The organism is Vibrio sp. 2132-1 (assembly GCF_033344315.1).
On record NZ_JAWPON010000771.1, the window covers coordinates 1 to 536 of the forward strand.

Below are 536 nucleotides of genomic sequence, written 5' to 3' on the forward strand. Positions count from 1 at the left end.
GGAAGCGTCTCGTCGTCTTGTTGATCGTCTTCAACGTGTTTTGTTGATACTTTATCCTCAACAAACTCATCAAGCTGAGGCTCTAGCGTCTCTTGTTCTGAACCTCTGAACTTATTCGCGATGGCAGCCAATACCGCTAACGAGCGATCACCAAGCCATTCAACGATGTTCAGCCAAGAAATCCCCGTAAACAGAGTAAAGCCAGCCCCCCACAGAAATAGAAGGACGAGTGTTGTACCCAGTACATTCAACGTCGGCAAAGCAAGGCTTGATAGAACATCGCCTACTACACCGCCCGATGAGAAGTACCAAATATCATCGAAGTTAATATCGGCAAGGCCGCAACTGGTCATGATAAGAACAGTTAGGCCCAGTAAACGGGTTCCCCACAGCATAAAGTCAATTGGCTCATCTTCCCCTCGCTTACGACAAATCACCCACGCAGCCGCAGCCAGTAGGAAAGGGATCGGATAGGCGAGAGAGCCAAAAGTGAAAAATAGAGTGTCGGCAAGCCATGCGCCAAACAGGCCACCAGC

Annotated in this window: 1 protein-coding gene; it reads right to left on the bottom strand. The window is 49.4% G+C overall.

From position 1 onward, the window contains the following. On the bottom strand, positions 1 to 536 hold a 536-nt coding region (locus R8N47_RS27895), incomplete at both ends, for a DNA translocase FtsK 4TM domain-containing protein (RefSeq protein ID WP_318186448.1).